Genomic DNA, 20,076 nt, shown 5'->3' on the forward strand with positions numbered 1-20,076 from the left:
GTACTTACTCCTCGTCGGAGGTCGTGAGGGCTTGCGGTCAGCTCTCGTCTTCGAGCCAGCCCATGGTCCGCTCGACGGCCTTGAGCCAGTTCTTGTACTCACGGGCGCGGGTCTCCGCGTCCATGCGGGGGGTCCACTCGGCGGCCCGGCGCCAGTTGGCGCGCAGGTCGTCGGTGCTGTTCCAGAAGCCGACGGCGAGGCCGGCGGCGTAGGCGGCGCCCAGGCAGGTGGTCTCGGCGACCATCGGGCGCACCACGGGCGCGTCCAGGACGTCGGAGAGGTTCTGCATGAGCAGGTTGTTGGCGGTCATGCCGCCGTCCACCTTGAGGGTGGCCAGCTCGACGCCGGAGTCCTTGGTCATCGCGTCGGCGACCTCGCGGGTCTGCCAGGCGGTGGCCTCCAGCACGGCGCGGGCCAGGTGCGCCTTGGTGACGTACCGGGTCAGGCCGGCGATCACACCGCGGGCGTCGGAGCGCCAGTGCGGGGCGAACAGGCCGGAGAAGGCCGGCACGAAGTAGGCGCCGCCGTTGTCCTCGACCGACATCGCGAGCGTCTCGATCTCGGCGGCGGTGGAGATCAGGCCCATCTGGTCGCGCATCCACTGCACCAGCGACCCGGTGACGGCGATCGAGCCCTCCAGGGCGTAGACCGTCGGCTGGTCGCCGATCTTGTAGCCGACCGTGGTGAGCAGACCGGAGTAGGAGTTGATGATCTTCTCGCCGGTGTTCATCACCATGAAGGTGCCGGTGCCGTAGGTCGACTTCGTCTCGCCCTCGGAGAAACAGGTCTGGCCGAACAGGGCCGCCTGCTGGTCACCGAGCGCCGAGGCGACCGGGATGCCGCCGAGCAGGTCGCCCAGCTCGCCGCCGGTGACCTCGCCGTAGACCTCGGCGGAGGAGCGGATCTCGGGCAGGATCTGCTTCGGCACGCCGATCGACTCGCAGATCTTGTCGTCCCACTGCATCGTGTGCAGGTTCATCAGCAGGGTGCGGGAGGCGTTTGTGACGTCGGTGACGTGTCGCCCGCCGTCGACCCCGCCGGTCAGGTTCCAGATGACCCAGCTGTCCATGGTGCCGAAGAGGATGTCGCCCGCTTCGGCGCGCTCCTGGAGGCCGTCGACGTTGTCGAGCAGCCAGCGGGCCTTGGGTCCGGCGAAGTAGGACGCCAGCGGCAGGCCCGTCTCCCGGCGGAAGCGGTCCTGGCCGACGTTGCGGCCCAGTTCCCGGCAGAGGGTGTCGGTGCGGGTGTCCTGCCAGACGATGGCGTTGTGGACGGGCTCACCGGTGGTCCGGTCCCACAGCACGGTCGTCTCGCGCTGGTTGGTGATGCCGATGGCCTTGATGTCGTCGCGGGTGATGCCGGCCTTGCGCACGGCCCCGGCGACGACCTCCTGGACGTTGGTCCAGATCTCGACGGCGTTGTGCTCGACCCACCCCGGCTTGGGGAAGATCTGCTCGTGCTCCTTCTGGTCGACGGAGACGATACGGCCGTCGCGGTCGAAGACGATGCAGCGGCTGGAGGTGGTGCCCTGGTCGATCGCGGCGATGAACGGGCCTGCGGTGTGGGCGTCGGTCACTGTGTGCTCCTGGAAGGTCCGTGGTGGGGGCTTCGGGCGTACGGCGCGTGCTGGGCCGGTGAGGTCCCGGCCCCGGGGCTCAGGCGAAGGCGAGGTTGTAGATACCCGCGGCGACGGCGCCGCCGATCAGCGGACCGGCCACCGGCACCCAGGCGTAGCGCCAGTCGGAGCCGCCCTTGTTGGGCAGCGGCAGCAGGGCGTGCACGATGCGCGGGCCCAGGTCACGGGCGGGGTTGATCGCGTAGCCCGTGGGGCCGCCGAGCGAGAGGCCGATCGAGACGACCACCAGCGCGGTGATCAAGGCGCCCAGGGTGCCCAGGCCGTTGCCCTTGTCGTTCAGGCCCTGGGTGAGGACGGCGAGCACCAGCACCACGGTGCCGATGATCTCCGTGAGCAGGTTCTGCACCGCGTTGCGGATCTCCGGGCCGGTGGCGAAGACGCCCAGGACCGGGCCGGCGCCCTTCTCCTGGGCCTCGACGGCCTTGGTCGCCGTGGTCTGCGCACCGGGGCCGCCGACGATCTCCTTGTCGGTGAGGTGGGCGTGGAACTGGCCGTAGTAGGCCACCCAGACCAGGGTGGCGCCGATCATGGCGCCGAGCAGCTGACCGCCCCAGTAGAAGGGGAGGTCGCCGAAGTCGTTGTCCTTGATCGCGAGTGCGAGGGTGACGGCCGGGTTGAGATGGGCACCGGAGAGCGGCGCCGAGGTGTAGACGGCCGTCAGAACGGCGAAACCCCACCCGAAGGTGATGGCGAGCCAGCCGGCGTTGCGGGCCTTGGAGGCCTTCAGCGTCACGGCGGCGCACACACCGCCACCGAGCAGGATGAGTATGGCGGTACCGATGGTCTCGCCGATGAAGATGTCGGAGCTGGACACCCGCGACTCCTTTGTCCTTCGTCCAGGGGACCGAACCCCGGGTCCCTCCGGGAGTTCGAGCTGCCCTCGGGGGTGAGGGCGATGCCGGCCCTTGGCGTTGTCACACTCTAGCGCGTATTGCCGGTAGGTGTTCGACAATGCCGACCGATGGACGGGAGTCTCGCCCCGGCGTTACGGGCTCGTCAAGAGGTCTTTTATCGAAAGCGCGATCGTTATTGATCGCTACGGGCTATGGGTTCCGGGCGGTATGAAATGCGGGTTTGGTGCCTTATGTCCTCTTCAGGGTATGGCGAGAGCCGGGACGCCGCCCTGCGTCCCGGTCATCGCCTGCTGAGATGCCGCGCCGACGGCGGTCAGAACCGCCCGGCGCCCAGGTCCCGCGACACCGCGCGGGCACAGTCGCGTACCGCCGCGATCAGCTCGGGACGCAGCTCGCCGTCCTTGCACAGCCGCTCGACGGCCCCGGTGATGCCGACGGCGCCCACGGGCATCCGCCGCCGGTTGTGGACCGGCGCGGCCACCGAGGCCACGCCCTCCCAGGTCTCCTCCACGTCCGCCGCGTACCCACGCGCGCGCGTGAGGTCGAGGAGGTGCTCGAAGCCCTCCGCCTCGTACACGGTCCGGTCGGTGAACGGCTTGCGCTCGGCCTCCAGGGCCTCGCTGTGCGCCACCGGGTCGTAGGCGGCCAGCACCTTGCCCAGCGCGGTGGAGTGCAGCGGCTGCATCGCGCCGATCTCCAGCACCTGGCGGCTGTCGTCGGGCCGGAAGACGTGGTGCACGATCAGCACCCCCTGCTGGTGCAGCACCCCCAGGTAGACGCTCTCCCCGCTGGAGCGCGCCAGGTCGTCGGTCCACACCAGGGCCCGCGCCCGCAGCTCGTGCACGTCCAGGTAGGTGGTGCCCAGGCGCAGCAGCTCGGCGCCCAGCTGATAGCGCCCGGAGGCCTCGTCCTGCTCCACGAACCCCTCCTGCTGGAGGGTGCGCAGGATGCCGTGGGCGGTGCCCTTGGCGAGGCCCAGCGACGAGGCGATGTCCGACAGGCCGAGCCGTCGCTCGCCGCCCGCGAGCAGCCGCAGCATCGCGGCCGCCCGTTCGAGCGACTGGATGTTCCGTGCCATCGCCGTCCTGCCTCCGTCTCCCTCGCCGCCGGCGATCGCCGACGTGCACCCGGCGCCCGCCGGTGTCCGCCGGCGCCCCGCTGGGCGCCACCGTCCGCTACCGCAATCGCCGTTCGGCAATGTCGAACACTACCGGTCCATGCCGACCTCCCGCTAATGGTCGGTCGCCGAGTGTCGCACCGCACGGCCCCGGGCGCGCCACCCCCGCCACGCACGTCCGGCCCGTGGACGCCACTGCCCATCCAAGCCCACCGCCGGTTACTCTGGCGCCGTGCGGCAGGCCCGGGACCGACCGGGCAGCCGCAAAGCCGACAGCCGTCGCAGCCCAGGGAGCCCCTTCATGGCCTCGTCGCCACCGTCCCCTTCCGCCGACAGCCGGGCCCGTGTGTCCGCGCTCCGCGAAGCACTCGCCACCCGTGTGGTCGTCGCCGACGGAGCGATGGGCACCATGCTCCAGGCGCAGGATCCCACCCTCGAGGACTTCGAGAACCTCGAGGGCTGCAACGAGATCCTCAACATCACCCGCCCCGACATCGTCCGCTCCGTCCACGAGGCGTACTTCGCCGTGGGCGTCGACTGCGTCGAGACCAACACCTTCGGGGCCAACCACTCGGCCATGGCCGAGTACGACATCGCCGACCGCGTCCACGAGCTGTCCGAGGCCGGCGCGCGCATCGCCCGCGAGAGCGCCGACGACTTCACCGCCCGCGACGGCCGGCAGCGCTGGGTCCTCGGCTCCATCGGCCCCGGCACCAAGCTCCCCACCCTCGGCCACATCCCCTACCTCACCCTCCGCGACGGCTTCCAGGCCAACGCCGAAGGCCTCCTCGCCGGCGGCGCCGACGCCCTCATCGTCGAGACCACCCAGGACCTCCTCCAGACCAAGGCCTCCGTCCTCGGCGCCCGCCGCGCCATGGAACGCCTCGGCACCGAGGTCCCCCTGCTGTGCTCCATGGCGTTCGAGACCACCGGCACCATGCTGCTGGGCTCCGAGATCGGCGCCGCGCTCACCGCGCTCGAGCCCCTCGGCATCGACATGATCGGCCTGAACTGCTCGACCGGCCCCGCCGAGATGAGCGAGCACCTGCGCTACCTCACCCGGCACTCCCGCATCCCGCTGCTGTGCATGCCCAACGCCGGCCTGCCCGTCCTGACCAAGGACGGCGCGCACTTCCCCCTCGGCCCCGAGGGCCTGGCCGACGCCCAGGAGAACTTCGTCCGCGACTACGGCCTGTCCCTCATCGGCGGCTGCTGCGGCACCACCCCCGAGCACCTGCGCCAGGTCGTCGAACGCGTCCGGGACGTCACCCCGCCCGAGCGCCGGCCCCGGCCCGAACCCGGCGCCGCCTCCCTCTACCAGTCGGTGCCCTTCCGCCAGGACACCGCCTACCTGGCCATCGGCGAGCGCACCAACGCCAACGGCTCCAAGAAGTTCCGCGAGGCCATGCTGGAGGGCCGCTGGGACGACTGCGTGGAGATCGCCCGCGAGCAGATCCGCGAGGGCGCCCACATGCTCGACCTGTGCGTGGACTACGTCGGCCGCGACGGCGTCGCCGACATGGAGGAACTCGCCGGCCGCTTCGCCACCGCCTCCACCCTGCCCATCGTGCTGGACTCCACCGAGGTCGAGGTCATCCGCGCGGGCCTGGAGAAGCTCGGCGGCCGCGCCGTCATCAACTCCGTCAACTACGAGGACGGCGACGGCCCCGCATCACGGTTCGCGAAGGTCACCGCGCTGGCCAAGGAGCACGGCGCCGCGCTGATCGCCCTCACCATCGACGAGGAGGGCCAGGCCCGCACCCCCGAGAAGAAGGTCGAGATCGCCGAACGGCTCATCGACGACCTCACCGGCACCTGGGGCATCCACGAGTCGGACATCCTCATCGACACCCTGACCTTCACCATCTGCACCGGTCAGGAGGAGTCCCGCAAGGACGGCGTCGCCACCATCGAGGCCATCCGCGAACTCAAGCGCCGCCACCCGGACGTGCAGACCACCCTCGGCCTGTCCAACATCTCCTTCGGCCTCAACCCGGCCGCCCGCGTCCTGCTCAACTCCGTCTTCCTCGACGAGTGCGTCAAGGCGGGCCTGGACTCCGCGATCGTGCACGCCTCCAAGATCCTGCCGATCGCCCGGTTCAGTGAGGAGGAGGTGCGCACCGCCCTCGACCTCATCCACGACCGCCGCAGCGAGGGCTACGACCCCCTCCAGAAGCTCATGCAGCTCTTCGAGGGCGCCACCACCAAGTCCCTCAAGGCCGGCCGGGCCGAGGAACTGGCCGCACTGCCCCTGGACGAGCGCCTCAAGCGCCGCATCATCGACGGCGAGCGCAACGGCCTCGAAGCCGACCTCGACGAAGCCCTGCGCACCCGCCCCGCCCTCGACATCGTCAACGACACCCTGCTGGACGGCATGAAGGTCGTCGGCGAACTCTTCGGCTCCGGCCAGATGCAGCTGCCGTTCGTCCTGCAGTCCGCCGAGGTCATGAAGGCCGCCGTGGCCCACCTCGAACCCCACATGGAGAAGTCCGACGCCGACGGCAAGGGCACCATCGTGCTCGCCACCGTGCGCGGCGACGTCCACGACATCGGCAAGAACCTCGTCGACATCATCCTGTCCAACAACGGCTACAACGTCGTCAACCTCGGCATCAAGCAGCCCGTCTCCGCGATCCTCGAGGCCGCCGACGAACACCGCGCCGACGTCATCGGCATGTCCGGCCTGCTGGTCAAATCCACGGTGATCATGAAGGAGAACCTGGAGGAGCTGAACCAGCGCGGCCTCGCCGCCGACTACCCCGTCATCCTCGGCGGCGCCGCCCTCACCCGCGCCTACGTCGAGCAGGACCTGCACGAGCTGTACGAGGGCGAGGTCCGCTACGCCCGCGACGCCTTCGAGGGACTGCGCCTGATGGACGCCCTCATCGGCGTCAAGCGCGGCGTGCCCGGCGCCAAGCTGCCCGAGCTGAAGCAGCGCCGGGTGCGCGCCGCGGCCGCCGTCGAGGTCGAGGAACGCCCCGAGGAGGGCCACGTCCGCTCCGACGTCGCCACCGACAACCCCGTCCCCGCCCCGCCCTTCTGGGACAGCCGCGTCGTCAAGGGCATCCAGCTCAAGGAGTACGCGACCTGGCTGGACGAGGGCGCCCTGTTCAAGGGCCAGTGGGGCCTGAAGCAGGCCCGCACCGGCGACGGACCGACCTACGAGGAACTCGTCGAGAGCGAGGGCCGCCCCCGCCTGCGCGGCCTGCTGGACCGCCTCCAGACCGACAACCTCCTCGAAGCCGCCGTCGTCTACGGCTACTTCCCCTGCGTGTCCAAGGACGACGACCTGATCATCCTCGACGAGCAGGGCAACGAGCGCACCCGCTTCACCTTCCCGCGCCAGCGCCGCGGCCGCCGCCTGTGCCTGGCGGACTTCTTCCGCCCCGAGGAGTCGGGCGAGACGGACGTCGTCGGCCTCCAGGTCGTCACCGTCGGCTCCCGCATCGGCGAGGAGACCGCCAAGCTCTTCGCCGCCGACGCCTACCGCGAGTACCTCGAACTGCACGGCCTGTCCGTGCAGCTGGCCGAGGCACTCGCCGAGTACTGGCACGCCCGCGTCCGCTCCGAACTCGGCTTCGCCGGCGAGGACCCCAACGCCATGGAGGACATGTTCGCCCTGAAGTACCGGGGCGCCCGCTTCTCCCTCGGCTACGGCGCCTGCCCCGACCTCGAGGACCGCGCCAAGATCGCCGAGCTGCTGCGGCCCGAGCGGATCGGCGTCCACCTCTCCGAGGAGTTCCAGCTGCACCCCGAGCAGTCCACCGACGCCATCGTCATCCACCACCCCGAGGCCAAGTACTTCAACGCCCGCTGACACCGGCCCCCGGCCCGGGTTTCCCCCCGGGACACCGGGGGTATCCTCCTGCCCCAGCGACAGACCAGGCGTTTCACCAGTGACCGACGTAGACTGGTCGATCCACCGCAGGCCGGTTCCCCGTACGGGAACCGGCCTGGTCGTCCCTCAAGGAGGTGCCACCGGATGACCAGCACGGTCCCCGCGCTCGGACCCCTGCCCCAGGAACCCGGCTCCGCCCGGACGGGCCGGGCCGCGGCCCCCGAAGGCCCCGCCGCCCTCCAGGCGGTCCTCCTCGACATGGACGGCACCCTCGTCGACACCGAGGGCTTCTGGTGGGACGTCGAGGTCGAGGTCTTCGCCGCCCTCGGCCACACCCTCGACGACTCCTGGCGGCACGTCGTCGTCGGCGGCCCCATGACCCGCAGCGCCGGCTTCCTCATCGAGGCCACCGGCGCCGACATCACCCTCGCCGACCTGTCCGTGCTGCTCAACGACGGCTTCGAGAAGCGCATCGGGCACTCCCTGCCGCTGATGCCCGGCGCCGCCCGGCTGCTGGCCGAACTGCACGCCCACCGCGTCCCCACCGCCCTCGTCTCCGCCTCGCACCGGCGCATCATCGACCGCGTGCTGACCTCCCTGGGCCCCCACCACTTCGCCCTGTCCATCGCCGGCGACGAGGTCTCCCGCACCAAGCCCTACCCCGACCCCTATCTCCTCGCCGCCGCCGGACTCGGCGCGGACCCCGCCCGCTGCGCCGTCGTCGAGGACACCGCCACCGGCGTCGCGGCCGCCGAGGCGGCCGGCTGCCAGGTGGTCGCCGTGCCCTCCGTCGCCCCCATCGCCCCGGCCGAGCGCCGCACCGTCGTCACCTCCCTCGAAGAGGTCGACCTCGCATTCCTGCGCGGCCTGATGACGGCTAGGATCTAGACGTTCACCCAGCGTGCGAATGAGCGCGCCGCACCACCTGCGGACACCGTGTACAGAAAAGCCGCCGCCGTACACCAAGCGAATTCCAGGGCCCGCACGCCGCCGAATTCCGGTCCTCACCAACCCAGTTGAACGTGTGACGTTCCCCACGCCTCCAGGGCTCGACAACATCGGTGAATTGTGCTGGTCAGGCTCCTGAGCGGGCGGCCGGTGCGCCCTTGTGTCCCGTTATCGCAAACGCTGCACTAATCCTGCCGCTGTCGGGTTTTCGGTGCGTCCGCAACCGGTTTCACTGTGTGAGGGGAACTCAACTCACGCGGCTGCGAAGCCTCCTCGGAGCGCGGACTAATCTCGTCGCGAGAACATCGTCGTAAACCCCGTGACCGGCCGCGCCACCCCTGTATGCCGGGTACACGGAACCGAACAGCTCTGGAGAAACTCCCGCATGAACCGCAAGACTCTCGTGCTGCCGGCGGTAGCCGGCCTGCTCACGCCGGTTCTCGCCGCGTGCGGCACATCCGACAGCGGGAGCCAGAGCGGCGACGCCATCGTCGTGGGAACCACCGACCGGTTCACCGCCACCCACGACGCCCCGGCCCCCCTCGACCCGGCCTACGCCTACGACGTCGGCACCTGGAACATCCTGCGCCAGACCGTGCAGACCCTGATGACCCAGCCCAAGGGCGAGGGTGACCCCGTACCCGAGGCCGCCGAGAGCTGCGCCTTCACCGACAGCGGCAACGAACGCTACGTCTGCAAGCTCCGCGACGGCCTGAAGTTCGCGAACGGCGACGCCGTCACCGCCCAGGACGTCAAGTACTCCATCGAACGCGCCCTGCGCATCAAGGCCGACAGCGGTGTCTTCGCCCTGCTGTCCACCATCGACACCATCGAGACGCAGGGCGACCGCGAGGTCGTCTTCCACCTCAAGACCGCCGACGCCACCTTCCCGTTCAAGCTGTCCACCCCGGTCGCGGGCATCGTCAACCCCGCCGACTACGCCAAGGACAAGCTGCGCGACGGCTTCGAGGTCGACGGCTCCGGCCCCTACACCTTCAAGGCCGACGTCCGCGACGACGAGATCGTCAGCGCCACCTTCACCAAGAACCCCGGTTACAAGGGCAGCGTGACGGTGAACAACGACCAGGTCGTGATGCGCTCCTTCGACGACGCGGCCGCCATGGGCACCGCCGTCGACAAGGGTGACATCGACGTCATGACCCGGACCATGACCCCGGCCCAGATCGCCAAGCTCGACGCCGGCTCCGACGGCAACGTCGACCTCGTCGAGATGCCCGGCCTGGAGATCCGCTACCTCGCCTTCAACACCGAGGCCACCACCGTCAAGTCCAAGGCCGTCCGCCAGGCGATCGCCCAGATCGTCAACCGCGGCGAACTCGTCGCCAAGGTCTACGGCTCGCAGGCCGAACCGCTGTACTCCCTGGTCCCGGCCACCGTCACCGGCCACTCCAACTCGTTCTTCAACAAGTACGGCGACCCCAGCCCCACCAAGGCCCGCGGCCTGCTCACCAAGGCCGGCATCACCACCCCGGTGAAGCTGACCCTGCACTACACCACCGACCACTACGGCGCGGCCACGAAGCAGGAGTTCCAGGTCCTGCAGAAGCAGCTCAACGCCAGCGGCCTGTTCGACGTCAGCATCAAGGGCACGCCCTGGGCCCAGTTCCGGCCCGCCGAGCAGAAGGGCCAGTACGACGTCTACGGCATGGGCTGGTTCCCCGACTTCGCCGACGCCGACAACTTCCTCGCGCCCTTCCTCGACAAGGACAACTTCCTCGGCTCGCCCTACGCCAACAGCACCATCCAGCGCACGCTGATCCCGCAGTCCCGCCGCGAGGCCGACCGGCTCACCGCCTCCAGCAGCCTGACGGAGATCCAGGACATCGTCGCCGAGGACGTGCCCGTGCTGCCGCTGTGGCAGGGCAAGCAGTACGTCGCCGCCCAGGACGACATCACCGGCGTCTCCTACGCCCTCAACTCCTCCTCCACGCTGCAGCTGTGGGAGCTGGGCCGCGGAGTCAGCGGCTGACCCCGCCCGTCGCACCCCATGGCCGGTCCCGCCCATCCAGGCGGGGCCGGCCATCGGTCTGCACCCCGCTCGGGCCGGCCCGAGCGGGGTCCGCTCACTGCGCGCCGGGACGCACCAGCCCGCTCTCGTACGCGTACACCGCCGCCTGCACCCGGTCCCGCAGGCCCAGCTTGGTCAGCACGTGACCGACATGCGTCTTGACGGTGGTCTCGCTGACGAACAGGTCGGCGGCGATCTCCGCGTTGGACAGCCCTCGCGCCACCAGCTTCAGCACCTCCACCTCACGGTCGGTGAGCGTGTGCAGCGTGTCCGGGACCGGCTCCTCCCCGGACGGCAGATGCGTGGCGTACTTGTCCAGCAGCCTGCGGGTGATGCTCGGCGCCAGCATGGCCTCACCACCGGCGACGACCCGGATCGCCTGCACCAGTTCGTCGGCGGGCGCGTCCTTCAGCAGGAAGCCGCTGGCCCCGGCGCGCAACGCCTCCACCACGTACTCGTCGAGGTCGAACGTCGTCAGCACCAGCACCTTCGCCGGGCCGTCCCGCTCCGGCCCGGTGATCTGCCGGGTCGCCTCGACGCCGTCCATCCGCGGCATGCGGATGTCCATCAGCACCACGTCCGGTTGCAGGGCGCGCACCTGGTCGAGCGCCTGCAGGCCGTCGCCGGCCTCACCCACGACAGCGATGTCCTGCTCCGCCTCCAGGATCATCCGGAAGCCGGTACGCAGCAGCGGCTGGTCGTCGACCAGTAGGACGCGGATGGCCACATGAGTCTCCTTCGTCGGGGGGTGCCGTGCCAGGCATCGCGACCCCGCGGCGAAACCGACGCCACCCCCTAGTCGGCAGCCATTCTGCCCTGCGGCACCGGGCCGGACCCGGCCGCCCTCACCGGCAGCGGGTACGGCGGGGGAGTGCCGCCGAACTCCGGGCAGTGCGCCTGATGGTCGCACCACCCGCACAGCTTCGTCGGACGCGGCCGCCAGTCACCGCTCAGCGTCGCCTCCCGGATCGCCTCCCACAGCGCGAGCAGCTTGCGCTCGACCCGCTCCAGATCGGCCGGCACCGGGTCGTAGGTCAGCACGTCACCGCTGCCGAGGTACACCAGCTGCAGACGGCGCGGGATCACGTTCTTCAGCCGCCACACCACCAGGGCGTAGAACTTCATCTGGAACAGGGCGCCCTCGGCGTACTCCGGCCGCGGCGCCTTGCCCGTCTTGTAGTCGACGATCCGCACCTCGCCGGTCGGCGCCACGTCCACCCGGTCGATGATCCCGCGCAGCCGCAGCCCCGACTCCAGCTCGGTCTCCACGAACAGCTCCCGCTCGGCCGGCTCCAGCCGCGTCGGGTCCTCCAGCGTGAACCAGCGCTCCACCAGCCGCTCCGCCTCGCCCAGCCAGCGGGCCAGCCGCTCACCACCGGGGTCGTCGGCGAACAGCTCCACCACCTCCGGCCGGCTCTCCCGCAGCCGGTCCCACTGCCCCGGGATCAGCGACGCGGCCCGGGGCACGGTCCGCTCACCGGCCGGCGCGTCGAACAGCCGCTCGAGCACCGCGTGCACCAGCGTGCCCCGGGTCGCCGCCTCGCTCGGCTTCTCCGGCAGCCGGTCGATCACCCGGAACCGGTACAGCAGCGGGCACTGCATGAAGTCGTTGGCCCGCGAGGGAGACAGCGAGGCGGGCGCGGCGGGCGTGGCGACGCGCGCGGCGGCCGCCACCGCCGCATCGGCCGGCTCCACCGCCACCGCCGCGTCCCCGGCCGTCACCGTCCCGGCCGCGACCGGCACGGCCACCGCCTCGGTCACGGTCGTGGCGACCGCCTCGGCGCTCGCCTCCGCGTCCGGTCCGGCCACGGCCGCGCGGGCGTCCTCGTCACTGCTGTCCATGACCACAGACCATACGGCCCACCACTGACAGTGACCCAACCGCGCACGGCGCCGGGCACCCGGCGACGGGGCGGACACAGGGTGCCGGGGCGGAACGCGCCGCCCCGGACGCATACCATCGACCCCAGACCCTTCCGCCCGGCAGGTGCGGAAGACGCTTCGAGCGAGGGGACACCGTGGACGTGAGCGGCGGGAGCGGGCAGCCGCGATCCGGCAACGACGAGCCGGCCGAGCACCCCGCGAGTCCTACGGCCCCGGCCACCGACCACCCCGGGCCGCACCCCCACGACACCCCCGCACCCGATGACAGCCCGGCCACCCCCGCCGCCGGCGACCGCCCCGCCACCGACGACGGCCCCCCACAGGACACCCCCGCCCGGCCGGACCCCCACACCGCCGCCGCCCCCGCCCCGGGCCGCCCCCCGCGCCGCCCCAAGGGCCCCGGCGGCGGCCTGCTCATGGGCCGCCCCTTCGGCGTACCCGTGTACGTGGCGCCCAGCTGGTTCCTCGTCGCCGCCCTGATCACCTGGGTCTTCGGCGGCCAGCTCGACCGCGTCCTGCCCGAACTCGGCGCCGCCCGCTACCTCGTGTCCCTCTTCTTCGCCGTCGCCTTCTACGCCTCCGTCCTCGTCCACGAACTCGCCCACACCGTCGCCGCCCTCCGCTTCAAGCTCCCCGTCCGCCGCATCCAGCTCCAGTTCTTCGGCGGCGTCTCCGAGATCGAGAAGGAGGCCGAGACCCCGGGCCGCGAATTCGTCCTGGCCTTCGTCGGCCCGCTGTTCTCCCTCGTCCTGGCCGGGTTGTTCTACCTCGCCATGAAACCCGTCGAGGCCGGCACCGTCCCCGGCGTCCTGCTGGCCGGCCTGATGGTCTCCAACCTCCTCGTCGCCGCCTTCAACCTGCTGCCCGGCCTCCCCCTGGACGGCGGCCGCATGCTCCGCGCCGTCGTCTGGAAGCTCACCGGCCGCCCCATGAGCGGCACCGTCGCCGCCGCCTGGGTCGGCCGCGCCCTCGCCCTCAGCGTCCTCGTCGGACTGCCCCTGCTCAACCAGTCCGGCGCCCTCGGCGGCGACAACCAGCACATCAGCGGCATGGACACCGTCACCGACGCCCTGCTCGCCGCCATCCTCGCCGCCATCATCTGGACCGGCGCCGGCAACAGCCTGCGCATGGCCCGGCTGCGCGAACACCTCCCCGAGCTGCGCGCCCGCACCCTCACCCGGCGAGCCGTCCCCGTCGAGACCGACACCCCCCTGTCCGAGGCACTGCGCCGCGCCAACGCCGCCGGCGCCCGCGCCCTCGTCGTCGTCGACGCCGACGGCAACCCCCTCTCCCTGGTCCGCGAGGCCGCCATCGTCGGCGTACCCGAACACCGCCGCCCCTGGGTCGCCGTCAGCGGCCTCGCCCAGGACCTCACCGACGGCATGCGCGTCTCCGCCGAGCTGGCCGGCGAAGAACTCCTCGACGTCCTGCGCGCCACCCCCGCCACCGAGTACCTGGTCGTCGAGGACACCGGCGAGATCTACGGCGTCCTGTCCGCCGCCGACGTCGAGCGCGCCTTCGTCAAGGCCATGGCCCGCCCCGCCCCCTGACCCCGCACCCGTGGTCGGCACCCCCCGCAAACGCCGGTAGGCTGGTCACATGTCCGAACCGACCGGTGCCGCCCGCCGTCGCGGGCCCTTCAAGGTCGGGGACCAGGTACAGCTGACCGACCCCAAGGGCCGCCACTACACGTTCACGCTCGAAGCCGGGAAGAACTTCCACACCCACAAGGGTTCCTTCCCGCACGACGAACTGATCGGCGCTCCCGAGGGCAGCGTTGTCCGCACCACCGGAAACGTCGCCTACCTCGCGCTGCGCCCCCTGCTCCCCGACTACGTCCTGTCCATGCCCCGCGGGGCGGCCGTCGTCTACCCCAAGGACGCGGGACAGATCCTCGCCTTCGCCGACATCTTCCCCGGCGCCCGCGTCGTCGAAGCCGGCGTCGGCTCCGGATCGCTCAGCAGCTTCCTGCTGCGCGCCATCGGCGACCAGGGCATGCTGCACTCCTACGAGCGCCGCGAGGACTTCGCCGACATCGCCCGGCAGAACGTGGAACGCTACTTCGGCGGCCCCCACCCCGCCTGGCAGCTCACCGTCGGCGACCTCCAGGACAACCTGTCCGACCCGGACGTCGACCGCGTGATCCTCGACATGCTCGCCCCCTGGGAGTGCCTGGAGGCCGTCTCCAAGGCCCTCGTCCCCGGCGGCATCCTGTGCTGCTACGTGGCGACCACCACCCAGCTCGCCCGCACCGTGGAGTCCATCCGCGAGATCGGCTGCTTCAACGAGCCGAGCGCCTGGGAGTCGATGATCCGCAACTGGCACATCGAGGGCCTCGCCGTCCGCCCCGATCACCGGATGATCGGCCACACCGGCTTCCTCCTCACCGCCCGCCGCCTCGCCGACGGCGTCGAGCCGCCCATGCGCCGCCGCCGCCCCGCCAAGGGCGCCTACGGCGAGGACTACGCCGGCCCCAACGCCGACGGCGGCGGCCGCTGACCGGCCGGCGCCACCGCCCGGCCCGGCCGCACGGCCACCGTCACCCTTGACGCCGCAACGCACCGACGCCGTGGTGAAGTTCCCGGACCACACCGGAACTCCACCACGGCGTCCGCGCGTTGACCCCACAGCGCACCCCGCGCCCGGACCCGCACCCCCGCGCGCGGCCCCCGCCCCGCACCAGCCCGCCACCCCGCCGTTCCCCCACACTGTGACGTGTGGCACCATTCTGGCCACCCCCGCCGGTACAGCCCTCGCAGGAGACACTCCTAGTGCAGCAATCCGTTGTCCCGGAGCTGGCCCACACCCACACCCGCCCCATCCACTGGGTCGCCACCGCCACCGCCGTCACCGCACTGGTGGCCCTCTCCTCCGTGCTCCAGCCCGACCACGCCAAGGCCGCCCAGCCCGCCGCCGGCCCGGCGGCGAGCACCGCCCCCGCCGCCGCGGCACCCCCCGCCACCACCGGCGTGCGCTTCCCCCTCGCCTGCGGACCCGTCAAGGCACTCGTGGTCAAGAAGGCCACCGGAGACCTCGACGGCGACGGCAGGCCGGAAACAGTCGCCGTCGTGCACTGCGACGCCCCCATGGGCACCCCGCCCGACGGCGTCTACGTCCTCACCCGCACCGCCGGCGGCCCCGCCCGCGTCGTGGCCACCCTCGTCGACCCCAAGGACCGGCACACCGTCACCGACTTCACCGTCGCCGCCGGAGCCGTCACCGCCACCCTGCTCGGCTACTCCACGCCCGACGTACCCAGTTGCTGCCCCGACGTCACCACCCACGCCCGATGGCACTGGAACGGCACCGCGTTCGTCCGCACCACCCCCGCGGGCGCCCACCGGGTGTGAACCCGGCCGGCACCGGGTCTCACCCGGCGTCCGGCCCGTACACCTCGACCCTGTCCGAAACCCGGCGCACATGGATGCACTCGCCCGGGCATTCCTTCGCCGAATCCACCACGTCCGCCAGCAGCGGCAGCGGAACCGGCGTCGTCGCCCCCTGCGTCTGCAGCAGCTCCTCGCCCGCGCCCTTCACATAGGCCAGCCCGTCGATGTCCAGTTCGAACACCTCCGGGGCGTACTGGGCACAGATCCCGTCGCCCGTACACAGGTCCTGGTCGATCCAGACCTCCAGCGCCTCGCCGTCGCCCAGGGCCTCCTGCTGCACGGTCATCTCTCCTGCCGGTCGGTGCGCCGGGCCGCACCGAAGGAATCCGGCCAGCCCTGACGGACGTTGAACAATCCGACCCTACCTCCGCCCCGGCACCCCCCGGCAGCCACCGGCAAGCCCCGCCCCCGCCGGACACAAGGGCGACAACCGGACACCCCGCCCCCACCTCCCCGGCCCCGCTCCCCGTGACGCCCGCCACCCGCCCCGTAGCTCTCCGTGATGACCCCACCCGCCGTTCCTGCCCCGAAAACCGCCCCCGACACCCCGGCCCACCCGCCGCTTCCCGGCCACGACCGGGCAACTCCGCCCCGACGCGACGGGTTTTGACCACTCCAGTCGTGGAACAGGCCGCTTCTGAATCGCGTTGAGTGGGTATCCCCTCGGCGTGAGGGAGAGCGCACCGGGTGACCGACGACACACCTTGACAGTCTTTGTGATCTAGGGGTTTCAATCGACACCCACCCAGGTAGGGTCTGGAAGCGTCCAGCTCCCCTTGGAGGAGGTGAGGACCGTGGCAGCCCACGACGACGACATGAACCGCGGCATCCGCCCGGGACGAGGGTCCGACGACCCGTCCGGGCAGATTGCCTACCTTGAGCAGGAGATCGCCGTCCTGCGACGCAAGCTCGCCGACTCTCCGCGACACACGAGGATTCTCGAAGAGCGGATCGTCGAGCTGCAGACCAACCTGGCCGGCGTGTCCGCCCAGAACGAGCGACTGGCGAACACCCTCCGCGAGGCCCGCGACCAGATCGTGGCCCTCAAGGAGGAAGTCGACCGGCTCGCCCAGCCGCCGGCCGGCTTCGGTGTCTTCCTGCAGGCCAACGAGGACGGCACCGCAGACATCTTCACCGGCGGCCGTAAGCTGCGGGTGAACGTCAGCCCCGGCGTCGACCTGGACGAGCTGCGGCGCGGCCAGGAAGTCATGCTCAACGAAGCGCTCAACGTGGTCGAGGCCATGGAGTACGAGCGCGTCGGCGACATCGTCACCCTCAAGGAGATCCTCGAGGACGGCGAGCGCGCCCTGGTGCTCGGGCACACCGACGAGGAACGGGTGGTACGGCTCGCCGAGCCGCTGCTGGACGTCACCATCCGCCCCGGCGACGCCCTCCTCCTCGAACCCCGCTCCGGCTACGTCTACGAGGTCGTGCCCAAGAGCGAGGTCGAGGAACTCGTCCTCGAAGAAGTCCCCGACATCGGCTACGAACAGATCGGCGGCCTCGGCGGCCAGATCGAAGCCATCCGCGACGCGGTCGAGCTGCCGTACCTCTACCCCGACCTGTTCAAGGAGCACGAGCTGCGCCCGCCCAAGGGCGTCCTGCTCTACGGCCCCCCCGGATGCGGCAAGACACTCATCGCCAAGGCCGTGGCCAACTCACTGGCCAAAAAGGTCGCCGAAGTGACCGGCCAGGCCGCCGGCAAGAGCTTCTTCCTCAACATCAAGGGCCCCGAGCTGCTCAACAAGTACGTCGGCGAGACCGAGCGGCAGATCCGCCTCGTCTTCCAGCGCGCCCGTGAGAAAGCCAGCGAGGGAACCCCCGTCATCGTCTTCTTCGACGAGATGGAATCCCTCTTCCGCACCCGCGGCTCCGGCGTCAGCTCCGACGTGGAGAACACCATCGTCCCGCAGCTGCTCGCCGAGATCGACGGCGTCGAAGGCCTGCAGAACGTGGTCGTCATCGGCGCCTCCAACCGCGAGGACATGATCGACCCCGCCATCCTGCGCCCCGGCCGCCTCGACGTGAAGATCAAGATCGAGCGACCCGACGCCGAGGCCGCCAAGGACATCTTCGGCAAGTACCTCACCGAACGCCTCCCCCTGCACTCCGACGACCTCGGCGAGCACGGCGGCGACCGGACCACCACGGTCCAGAGCATGATCCAGACCGCGGTCGAGCACATGTACGCCGAATCCGAGGAGAACCGCTTCCTGGAAGTCACCTACGCCAACGGCGACAAGGAAGTCCTCTACTTCAAGGACTTCAACTCCGGCGCCATGATCGAGAACATCGTGGGCCGCGCCAAGAAAATGGCGATCAAGGACTTCCTCGAAAAGACCCAGAAGGGCCTCCGCGTCTCCCACCTCCTCCAGGCCTGCGTGGACGAGTTCAAGGAGAACGAGGACCTGCCCAACACCACCAACCCCGACGACTGGGCCCGCATCTCCGGAAAGAAGGGCGAGCGGATCGTCTACATCCGCACCCTCATCACCGGAAAGCAGGGCGCGGACACCGGACGCTCCATCGACACGGTGGCGAACACCGGTCAGTACCTGTAAGAACAGGGCGGCTGCGGGTGCCCTCACCGGGGTACCCGCAGCCGACTGTTTTTCCGGCACGGCTGGAGCAGGCAATGACGCAAATGATCTCCCCACCAGCGCAAAGGCGTTCTAGGCTCTTTCCTACCGCCCAGTCGCGCAGTGCGGGGACGGGCACCGCACCCGCACCGGAGCGCCATCGGTACTTGAGCGGCGTCCACGACCGAGGCCGCCGCCGGGCAAGGAGGGCCGCATGACCGTACGGCGAGTAATGGGCATCGAGACGGAGTACGGCATCTCCGTCCCCGGCCACCCCAACGCCAATGCCATGCTCACCTCGTCCCAGATCGTCAACGCCTACGCCGCGGCGATGCACCGGGCCCGCCGAGCCCGCTGGGACTTCGAGGAGGAGAACCCGCTGCGCGACGCGCGAGGCTTCGACCTCGCCCGCGAGACCGCCGACACCAGCCAGCTCACCGACGAGGACATCGGCCTCGCCAACGTCATCCTCACCAACGGCGCCCGCCTCTACGTCGACCACGCACACCCCGAATACAGCGCACCCGAGGTCACCAACCCCCGCGACGCCGTCCTCTGGGACAAGGCCGGCGAACGCGTCATGGCCGAGGCCGCCGAACGCGCGGCCCAGCTGCCCGGCGCCCAGCCCATCCACCTCTACAAGAACAACACCGACAACAAGGGCGCCTCCTACGGCACGCACGAGAACTACCTGATGAAGCGCGAAACCGCCTTCTCGGACATCGTGCGCCACCTCACGCCCTTCTTCGTCTCCCGCCAGGTCTTCGCCGGCGCCGGCCGCGTCGGCATCGGCCAGGACGGCCGCGAACACGGCTTCCAGCTCAGCCAGCGCGCCGACTACTTCGAGGTCGAGGTCGGCCTCGAGACCACCCTCAAACGCCCCATCATCAACACCCGCGACGAACCCCACGCCGACGCCGAGAAATACCGCCGCCTCCACGTGATCATCGGCGACGCCAACCTCTCCGAGATCTCCACCTACCTCAAGCTCGGCACCACCTCCCTGGTCCTGGCCATGATCGAGGACGGCTTCATCGCCGTCGACCTGGCCGTCGACCAGCCCGTCCGGACCCTCCACCAGGTCTCCCACGACCCCACCCTCAAGCGCCTGGTCACCCTCCGCAGCGGCCGCACCCTCACCGCCGTACAACTGCAGATGGAGTACTTCGAGCTGTCCCGCAAGTACGTCGAGGAGCGCTACGGCGCCGACGCCGACGACCAGACCAAGGACATCCTCAGCCGCTGGGAGGACACCCTCAACCGGCTCGAGAACGACCCCATGAGCCTCGCCGGCGAACTCGACTGGGTCGCCAAACGCGAACTCATGGAGGGCTACCGCCGCCGCGACGACCTCGACTGGGACGCCGCCCGGCTCCACCTCGTCGACCTCCAGTACGCCGACGTACGGCCCGACAAGGGCCTCTACAACCGCCTCGTGGCCCGCGGGCGCATCAAGCGGCTGCTGGACGACGACGAGATCGAGCGGGCCCGCACCAAGCCCCCCGAGGACACCCGCGCCTACTTCCGCGGCCGCTGCCTGGAGCAGTACGCCGACGACGTCGCCGCGGCCTCCTGGGACTCCGTGATCTTCGACCTGCCGGGCCGCGACTCCCTCCAGCGCGTCCCAACCCTGGAACCGCTACGCGGAACGCGAAATCACGTCAAGGAGCTGCTGGACCGCTGCCGCACGGCAGAAGACCTGGTCAGGGTCCTGTCAGGCGGCTGAGCGGGCCCGGTGGGTACTCGTACCGCCCCCGGGCGGGCAGGGTGGAAACCCCGCCGCCCGGGAATCAAGGAGGTGG

General features: G+C 70.7%; 14 protein-coding genes. 8 read left to right on the forward strand and 6 right to left on the reverse strand.

Features of this window, described 5'->3' with window-relative positions:
- Positions 1–37 precede the first annotated feature (37 nt).
- The 3 genes from glpK to ACZ6CZ_RS23375 form a co-directional block, all read right to left on the reverse strand.
- Positions 38–1,576, reverse strand: coding sequence for a glycerol kinase GlpK (gene glpK / locus ACZ6CZ_RS23365; protein ID WP_469024349.1), 1,539 nt, complete (start codon positions 1,574–1,576; stop codon positions 38–40).
- A gap of 79 nt (positions 1,577–1,655) precedes the next feature.
- Positions 1,656–2,450, reverse strand: a complete 795-nt coding sequence (locus tag ACZ6CZ_RS23370) for an MIP/aquaporin family protein (protein WP_469024351.1) — start codon at positions 2,448–2,450, stop codon at positions 1,656–1,658.
- A gap of 353 nt (positions 2,451–2,803) precedes the next feature.
- The gene (locus tag ACZ6CZ_RS23375; protein ID WP_469024354.1) at positions 2,804–3,568 is read right to left on the reverse strand and encodes an IclR family transcriptional regulator; all 765 of its coding nucleotides are present in this window, start codon (positions 3,566–3,568) and stop codon (positions 2,804–2,806) included.
- Positions 3,569–3,908: 340 nt separating this feature from the next.
- Between ACZ6CZ_RS23375 and metH the strand changes: the two genes are divergently transcribed.
- The 3 genes from metH to ACZ6CZ_RS23390 all read left to right on the forward strand — a co-directional run bounded on the left by metH (position 3,909) and on the right by ACZ6CZ_RS23390 (position 10,383).
- Positions 3,909–7,424, forward strand: a complete 3,516-nt coding sequence (metH, locus tag ACZ6CZ_RS23380) for a methionine synthase (protein WP_469024356.1) — start codon at positions 3,909–3,911, stop codon at positions 7,422–7,424.
- Positions 7,425–7,589: 165 nt separating this feature from the next.
- A complete protein-coding gene (locus tag ACZ6CZ_RS23385; RefSeq protein WP_469024358.1) occupies positions 7,590–8,333 on the forward strand; it encodes an HAD family hydrolase in 744 nt (247 codons plus the stop codon).
- A 445-nt stretch (positions 8,334–8,778) separates the two neighbouring features.
- Positions 8,779–10,383 carry an ABC transporter substrate-binding protein gene (locus tag ACZ6CZ_RS23390; RefSeq protein ID WP_469024361.1) on the forward strand — a complete coding sequence of 535 codons (1,605 nt, stop codon included), beginning with the start codon at positions 8,779–8,781 and terminating at the stop codon, positions 10,381–10,383.
- A gap of 94 nt (positions 10,384–10,477) precedes the next feature.
- On the opposite strand, the gene ACZ6CZ_RS23395 is transcribed toward ACZ6CZ_RS23390, so the two are convergent.
- On the reverse strand, positions 10,478–11,149 hold the full coding sequence (locus ACZ6CZ_RS23395) for a response regulator (protein ID WP_469024363.1): 672 nt from the start codon (positions 11,147–11,149) through the stop codon (positions 10,478–10,480).
- A gap of 68 nt (positions 11,150–11,217) precedes the next feature.
- Entirely contained in the window at positions 11,218–12,264 is a 1,047-nt protein-coding gene (locus ACZ6CZ_RS23400) for a RecB family exonuclease (protein ID WP_469024366.1), read from the reverse strand.
- 176 nt (positions 12,265–12,440) lie between these two features.
- Between ACZ6CZ_RS23400 and ACZ6CZ_RS23405 the strand changes: the two genes are divergently transcribed.
- The 3 genes from ACZ6CZ_RS23405 (at position 12,441) to ACZ6CZ_RS23415 (ending at position 15,656) form a co-directional block, all read left to right on the forward strand.
- Complete coding sequence (locus tag ACZ6CZ_RS23405) at positions 12,441–13,856, forward strand: site-2 protease family protein (protein ID WP_469024368.1); 1,416 nt, start codon at positions 12,441–12,443, stop codon at positions 13,854–13,856.
- Between the two features lie 49 nt (positions 13,857–13,905).
- Positions 13,906–14,805: a tRNA (adenine-N1)-methyltransferase gene (locus ACZ6CZ_RS23410; RefSeq protein WP_469024370.1), complete on the forward strand. Its 900-nt coding sequence runs from the start codon at positions 13,906–13,908 to the stop codon at positions 14,803–14,805.
- A gap of 272 nt (positions 14,806–15,077) precedes the next feature.
- Positions 15,078–15,656, forward strand: a complete 579-nt coding sequence (locus ACZ6CZ_RS23415) for a hypothetical protein (protein ID WP_469024373.1) — start codon at positions 15,078–15,080, stop codon at positions 15,654–15,656.
- A 19-nt stretch (positions 15,657–15,675) separates the two neighbouring features.
- Here ACZ6CZ_RS23415 and ACZ6CZ_RS23420 read toward each other — a convergent pair whose 3' ends face one another.
- The gene (locus ACZ6CZ_RS23420) at positions 15,676–15,981 is read right to left on the reverse strand and encodes a ferredoxin (protein WP_469024375.1); all 306 of its coding nucleotides are present in this window, start codon (positions 15,979–15,981) and stop codon (positions 15,676–15,678) included.
- 508 nt (positions 15,982–16,489) lie between these two features.
- On the opposite strand from ACZ6CZ_RS23420, the gene arc reads away from it, so the two are divergent.
- Positions 16,490–18,256 (forward strand): proteasome ATPase, encoded by a 1,767-nt coding sequence (arc, locus tag ACZ6CZ_RS23425; RefSeq protein WP_469024377.1) that lies wholly within the window; start codon positions 16,490–16,492, stop codon positions 18,254–18,256.
- 232 nt (positions 18,257–18,488) lie between these two features.
- Positions 18,489–20,000 carry a depupylase/deamidase Dop gene (dop, locus tag ACZ6CZ_RS23430; RefSeq protein WP_469024380.1) on the forward strand — a complete coding sequence of 504 codons (1,512 nt, stop codon included), beginning with the start codon at positions 18,489–18,491 and terminating at the stop codon, positions 19,998–20,000.
- Positions 20,001–20,076: the final 76 nt, after the last annotated feature.

It is taken from the genome of Streptomyces sp. NPDC041135 (assembly GCF_055592085.1).

Excerpts from the sequence above, each read along its gene's own strand:
- ACZ6CZ_RS23375 (WP_469024354.1), bottom strand. The coding sequence starts at position 3,568 with ATGGCACGGAACATCCAGTCGCTCGAACGGGCGGCCGCGATGCTGCGG.
- metH (WP_469024356.1), top strand. The coding sequence starts at position 3,909 with ATGGCCTCGTCGCCACCGTCCCCTTCCGCCGACAGCCGGGCCCGTGTG.
- ACZ6CZ_RS23385 (WP_469024358.1), top strand. The coding sequence starts at position 7,590 with ATGACCAGCACGGTCCCCGCGCTCGGACCCCTGCCCCAGGAACCCGGC.
- ACZ6CZ_RS23390 (WP_469024361.1), top strand. The coding sequence starts at position 8,779 with ATGAACCGCAAGACTCTCGTGCTGCCGGCGGTAGCCGGCCTGCTCACG.
- ACZ6CZ_RS23400 (WP_469024366.1), bottom strand. The coding sequence starts at position 12,264 with ATGGACAGCAGTGACGAGGACGCCCGCGCGGCCGTGGCCGGACCGGAC.
- ACZ6CZ_RS23410 (WP_469024370.1), top strand. The coding sequence starts at position 13,906 with ATGTCCGAACCGACCGGTGCCGCCCGCCGTCGCGGGCCCTTCAAGGTC.
- ACZ6CZ_RS23420 (WP_469024375.1), bottom strand. The coding sequence starts at position 15,981 with ATGACCGTGCAGCAGGAGGCCCTGGGCGACGGCGAGGCGCTGGAGGTC.
- dop (WP_469024380.1), top strand. The coding sequence starts at position 18,489 with ATGACCGTACGGCGAGTAATGGGCATCGAGACGGAGTACGGCATCTCC.